The 4,590-nt window shown below is 70.6% G+C and carries 8 protein-coding genes; all 8 read right to left on the reverse strand.

Translation table 11 applies throughout. The features are described 5' to 3' along the window. Positions 1–141 precede the first annotated feature (141 nt). Positions 142–783, reverse strand: a complete 642-nt coding sequence (locus LZ198_RS42490; RefSeq protein WP_253977884.1) for a hypothetical protein — start codon at positions 781–783, stop codon at positions 142–144. Further along, positions 783–1,208, reverse strand: a complete 426-nt coding sequence (locus LZ198_RS42495) for a phage tail tube protein (RefSeq protein WP_253977885.1) — start codon at positions 1,206–1,208, stop codon at positions 783–785. Before LZ198_RS42495 ends, LZ198_RS42490 begins: the two co-directional genes overlap by 1 nt. Before the next feature lie 8 nt (positions 1,209–1,216). Then, positions 1,217–1,633, reverse strand: coding sequence for a hypothetical protein (locus LZ198_RS42500; RefSeq protein ID WP_253977886.1), 417 nt, complete (start codon positions 1,631–1,633; stop codon positions 1,217–1,219). Positions 1,634–1,669: 36 nt separating this feature from the next. Continuing rightward, positions 1,670–2,062: a phage tail terminator protein gene (locus tag LZ198_RS42505; protein ID WP_253977887.1), complete on the reverse strand. Its 393-nt coding sequence runs from the start codon at positions 2,060–2,062 to the stop codon at positions 1,670–1,672. Positions 2,063–2,085: 23 nt separating this feature from the next. After that, positions 2,086–2,409 carry a hypothetical protein gene (locus LZ198_RS42510; protein WP_253977888.1) on the reverse strand — a complete coding sequence of 108 codons (324 nt, stop codon included), beginning with the start codon at positions 2,407–2,409 and terminating at the stop codon, positions 2,086–2,088. Then, complete coding sequence (locus LZ198_RS42515) at positions 2,409–3,065, reverse strand: hypothetical protein (protein WP_253977889.1); 657 nt, start codon at positions 3,063–3,065, stop codon at positions 2,409–2,411. The genes LZ198_RS42510 and LZ198_RS42515 overlap by 1 nt, the downstream gene beginning before the upstream one ends. A 78-nt stretch (positions 3,066–3,143) precedes the next feature. Then, the gene (locus LZ198_RS42520) at positions 3,144–3,557 is read right to left on the reverse strand and encodes a hypothetical protein (RefSeq protein ID WP_253977890.1); all 414 of its coding nucleotides are present in this window, start codon (positions 3,555–3,557) and stop codon (positions 3,144–3,146) included. An 11-nt stretch (positions 3,558–3,568) separates the two neighbouring features. Beyond that, on the reverse strand, positions 3,569–4,590 hold a 1,022-nt coding region (locus LZ198_RS42525; protein WP_253977891.1), incomplete at its 5' end, for a phage major capsid protein.

Here is a 4,590-nt window from a genome sequence, read left to right on the forward strand (position 1 = left end):
CTGCTCAATCAGCCGCAGTCGGTCGCCCATCGTCGGTTTGATGATGTCGACCTTCACGCCGTCGACCTCCACCGACTTCACGACGCGACGGTTCTTCGCCAGCAGCTTGTGCTTGTTGGACATGAGGTTTCCCTTCGGCATTCAGGGGGTGCCGTAGCCCCAGGCGATGGCCCCACCGTTCCCCATGGGGAAGGCGTGGCCGGTGAACTTGACGGTGCGCTCGTAGAGGGCGCCGGGCGTGAGCTTGTGCGACAGCTCGGGCACGGTGACCCATGCGCGGAACACCTGGGCGCCCGCCGCCTTAGCAACCTCGATGAGCAACGGGGCGCCAGCCATGAAGCCCTCGTCGAGCGGTGTCAGCCCCACCAGCTCCCCGGAGAAGTCGCGAAGGGACGCCGCGCGCCGCTTGTAGCCGTCTCCCATGACTTGCAGCTCGACGACGTCGTTGGACACCGACAGGGAGATGGAGCGCACCAGCGCCACCGGATGAACGGGCAGCGCCTCACCCGAGACGCGCACGAGGGCCGAAGTCCCCGGCGCGCTGGTGAGGTGGACGTAGCCGAAGAGTGGATCGACGACGGCTTCGACTCCCGCCCAGGCGTTGCCGTCGGACGAGACTTCGACGACGACAGGGGACTGAGGGGCAAGGCGGCGCAGCGCGGAGTCGGCGATTCGGAACTCCGTGTCCGAGCCACCCGCCACAGGGAGGGCCTCGGCGTTGAGGAACACCACGGGCGGCCCTGCGATATACAAGGAGCCGACGTGCGCGGGGAGGACCGACATCAGACGGCCACCGGGGCGCCGTTGCCCAAGAGCTTGGCGGAGAACTCGACGACACCACCCGGCGTCAGCTTCTCGTCGTAGCTGTTCACCACCATGGGGATGCGCTTGCCCTTGGCGCCCGGCGCGGCGCTCGGGTCGAAGATGAACGTCACGTGGACGGTGCCCCCGGTGTCGCGTGCGTCGCGAAGCGCGGCCTGGGGCGCGTCGCCCTCCATGAAGTGTCCGGACAGGTCGGCGCTGGTGTCCTTCAACGTCTGGACGCGGGACTTGTAGCCCGACCCTCCGAGGTAGTTCGTCTCGACGAAGTCGCCCGACTCGCTCAGCGATGCGTCCGTGAGGCCATCGACGCGGTCGGCGGGTTGGGCGGCAGTCGCGTCCGAGCGCACCGAGACGCTGTCGAGGTGGGCAGCAACAGGGGCGGACATGCGGGCTCCTATCGGCTCGGGAAGAGCCGCGAGAGGGTGGAGAGGATTTGCGCGGCCACGGCCTTGCGGAACCTGGCGCGGCCCTTCCGGGCGGGCTTGCGCAGGAAGTGGACGGGCGCGGCGAAGCGCTTCTCGCCCCAGTGGACGCCTTCGTGAATGGCGCCCGCCGCGTCGTGGGCGTAGCCCGCCGTCGCGCTGACGCTCGCCTTCTGGGCATTCACCTCCGGGCCATCGACGAAGCCCGAGGTGCTCAGCGGCGGCTTACCGTCCGTGTCCCGCTCGCCGACGGGCACCAGGGCGCGGCTGGCCTGGAGCACCGTGGACGCGTGCGCGTGGACCAGGGGCGCCAGCGCGTCCAACACGGGGCGCTCCACCTTGCGCAGCTTGTCGAGCAGCCGGAAATCGAGGGCGACCTTGAGTGCCATGGCCCCCTGTAAATGGGTGTGACTTCCGCGAATGGCTCACGCGCTCGAATCGATGAAGGAGGCATCCACGGTGAAGGTCCACCAGTGACGGTCGCTCCCATCCGTGCCCAGGTAGTTGGGACTGCCTTCGTCGACCTCGACGAGCACGTAGGGCGCGGCATTCGCGAGGTGCAGCACGTCGAGCGCCGCGAGCGCGAGCGCCTGCCCCTGCCGGAAGTCCTCACGGGCCGAGCGCACTCGGACCTGACAGGTGACAGTCCGGTACGTCTTGCGCCCCCCGAGGTAGCCCTGCGGCGGGTCGCCCCCGGTTTGCAGCACGAAGCAGGAGACGTCCGGCACCGTCGCGTCGTCGTCCTCGAGAGTCGGGCCCAGGAAGAGGTTGGTTCCGACGCTCAGCCCCAGGCCCCCCGAGGCAAGCAGCGCGGACATGTCTGCGGCGACGTCGCGAGCCACTAGAGCCAAACCTTCCGGTAGCGCGTCGCGCCCCCACCGTCGACGTACTCGTCGACAGCAGCGGGACGACGGGCCTGGTTGAAGTCGGAAGCGTCGTCCCCGGGGAACCACAGGCGGTGGCGAAGCGTGAGGGGCGCGGCGGTGTAGACGACGAAGGACGCGACGAACTCGGCGCCGCTGGCGTCGCGAATCAGTTTCCGGCTCGGCTGGATGCGCGCGGGGGCCACGTGTACAGGACCGACGAGCGGCGTCCCCCAGGCGTCGCGGCCCGTGACTTCGGCGTAGCGGACGAGCTGCCGGAAGTGCGCGTCGGGGCCGCCCATCAGCTCGCCCTCCACAGGACGTGCGGCGCGACGAGCAGTTCGGCCCGGGGACTCGCAAGGCGCTGGCCCGCCCCTCGCTCGCGGTAGCTGACGGACCAGTCCCCGAGGCTCTCGGCGGACACGTCGGAGTCACGCCCCCGGCCCCGGTACAGCGCGCAGGCTTCGAGGATGGCGGCTTCCTCGACTTCGGCGGGCAGGGTGGCGGGCCCCAGGGACGCGTCGAGGGCGAGCTGCCCCGGCGTCACGTAGCCCCCGGTGTACGTCACGGCCAGCGCTCCCGGGTGGCCCTGGTGGCTGTCCGCCGTGAGGGTGACGAGCCCGCCGACGTGCGCCGTCACGGGCCACAGGCCGGCAAGCCGGTAGAGGAGTCCCCCCGCCGCGAGGTCCCCGGCCACGGTGAAGCTCGCCGCGGCCAGCTCCACGCCCGCTTCGGTGACGCGCAGGACTTCGACGAGCGGGGGCCGGGCGAGCAGCACGTAGGGGCGTCCGTAGCTGGCCGGGTACTCCGTCACCGTGGCCCGCTCGAAGGCACGACCGCAAAGGGCGGCAATCGCACCGCTCGCGGCGCTGACACAGCGCTCCACGTGCGGGTCGACGGGCACGCCCAGGTCGGCGGCCACGGTGGCGGCAAGGCAGAGGTCCGTAGGGCGGGCCATGGAAGGGGCTCAGGAGGGCGTAGGAACGACGAAACGGGGGCCCCCAGGGGTGAGGGCGCCCCGCTCCGTCCCGCGCTGCTAGGCGGCTGGAATCTCGTCCGGGCCGCACAGGACGATGAGGCTCGACGCGCCGAGCGTGGGGGACGTACCGCCCGTGAGGGCCACCGTCTCGACGACGCGCAGGAAGCGGCGCGCGGTGGGCAACCGGACGTTGACCCGGGCCACGGCGTTGGGGGCCGTGAGGGGCTCGACGACGGCACCGGGGAGGTCGGTCCATCCGTTCTGGCCGTCGGCGCTGTCCTGGAGCTTCGCGCCGAGCGACAGGGCCGTCGGGGTGCCGGTGGTGGCGCCCGTCGAAGCCGTCAGCACGCACGAGTCGAAGCCCATGCGGTCGACGGCGGCGCTGTTGCGAGTCCCGGCGCCGACGGCGGCGGGTGAGGTTCCAGGGCGAATGCCGACAAGCACGCCCGCGTCAGTGGAATTGGCGTTCATGGTGGGGCCTCTCAGGTGCCGTAGGTGATGGAGCTGAACGCCTTCGGCTGGCGGACCTTGAAGTCCCCCTTCACGATGGCGCGGATGGTCGTCTCGTCGAACTCGGCCCGCGTGTCGTGCTCCGACAGAATCAGGTCCTCGTCGATGCCGTAGATGAACTGGCGCCAATCGGCGGAGAAGGTGATTCGCGTCGAGGGGACGCGCGTCGTCATGACGAACGGGAAGCCGCGAATCGTGCCCTTGTCGAGCATCTCGTTACGGAACACGAAGATGCCCGCGTTCTGGAGCTGCAACAGCGCCGTCGCCCGCGTCGGGTGAATCACCCACGCCGCGTTGCCCATGCGGACATGCGCCGTGAGCGGCAGCTCCACCGCCTTGTCGATGTCGGCGAGGTACGCCGCGGCCGTGACGCCCGTCGAAGCGAAGGAGTGCGCGGCGTCGAGCTGCGCGAAGAGCCCCTTGGGCGTCGGGCCCGAGCCGTCGCCGTTGAAGCCCGCGTCGTCGAGGCCGTCGGCCACCGTCGCGCGGATGTCCTCGCCCACGCCCGCGTCACCCACCCCTGGGGTTCGCAGCAGGTCGTTGCTGATGTCGGCCAGCACCATGCCCTTGTGGGCCTTGAGCACGACCTTGCCGTACTTGGGCGCGCTCTTCGGCACCGTCTCGCCTTCGCCCACCCAGCGGAATTCGGAGGTGCCCGTCTGGCGGCCCATGTGCAGCTCGCCCTTGAACGTCTGCGTGCGCACGCCCAGCTTGAGCAGTGCGGCCTCGGGGCGAAGGAACTCGATGACCTCGCCGCTCTGCTGGATGGGCACCAGGACGCCCGCCGAGTCGAACTTGCTGAGCTGAACGGCCTTCTGCACGTCGGCGTTGCCGAAGCGCTTCGCGGCGTCCACCAGCTCGGCGGCCCCCGTGCGCCGGCCCGCCGCGATGACACTCTTCGCGAACGCCCCCAGGTTCTCCGGGCTCGCGTAGACGCTTCCCGGGCGAGGGCCCTTGTCCGACTCCGTGCGACCGGGCGCGCTTCGGGCGGCGG

Source organism: Myxococcus dinghuensis (assembly GCF_024198235.1).
GTDB classification, from domain to species: domain Bacteria; phylum Myxococcota; class Myxococcia; order Myxococcales; family Myxococcaceae; genus Myxococcus; species Myxococcus dinghuensis.

Excerpts from the sequence above, each read along its gene's own strand:
- LZ198_RS42490 (WP_253977884.1), bottom strand. The coding sequence starts at position 783 with ATGTCGGTCCTCCCCGCGCACGTCGGCTCCTTGTATATCGCAGGGCCG.
- LZ198_RS42495 (WP_253977885.1), bottom strand. The coding sequence starts at position 1,208 with ATGTCCGCCCCTGTTGCTGCCCACCTCGACAGCGTCTCGGTGCGCTCG.
- LZ198_RS42500 (WP_253977886.1), bottom strand. The coding sequence starts at position 1,633 with ATGGCACTCAAGGTCGCCCTCGATTTCCGGCTGCTCGACAAGCTGCGC.
- LZ198_RS42505 (WP_253977887.1), bottom strand. The coding sequence starts at position 2,062 with ATGTCCGCGCTGCTTGCCTCGGGGGGCCTGGGGCTGAGCGTCGGAACC.
- LZ198_RS42510 (WP_253977888.1), bottom strand. The coding sequence starts at position 2,409 with ATGGGCGGCCCCGACGCGCACTTCCGGCAGCTCGTCCGCTACGCCGAA.
- LZ198_RS42515 (WP_253977889.1), bottom strand. The coding sequence starts at position 3,065 with ATGGCCCGCCCTACGGACCTCTGCCTTGCCGCCACCGTGGCCGCCGAC.
- LZ198_RS42520 (WP_253977890.1), bottom strand. The coding sequence starts at position 3,557 with ATGAACGCCAATTCCACTGACGCGGGCGTGCTTGTCGGCATTCGCCCT.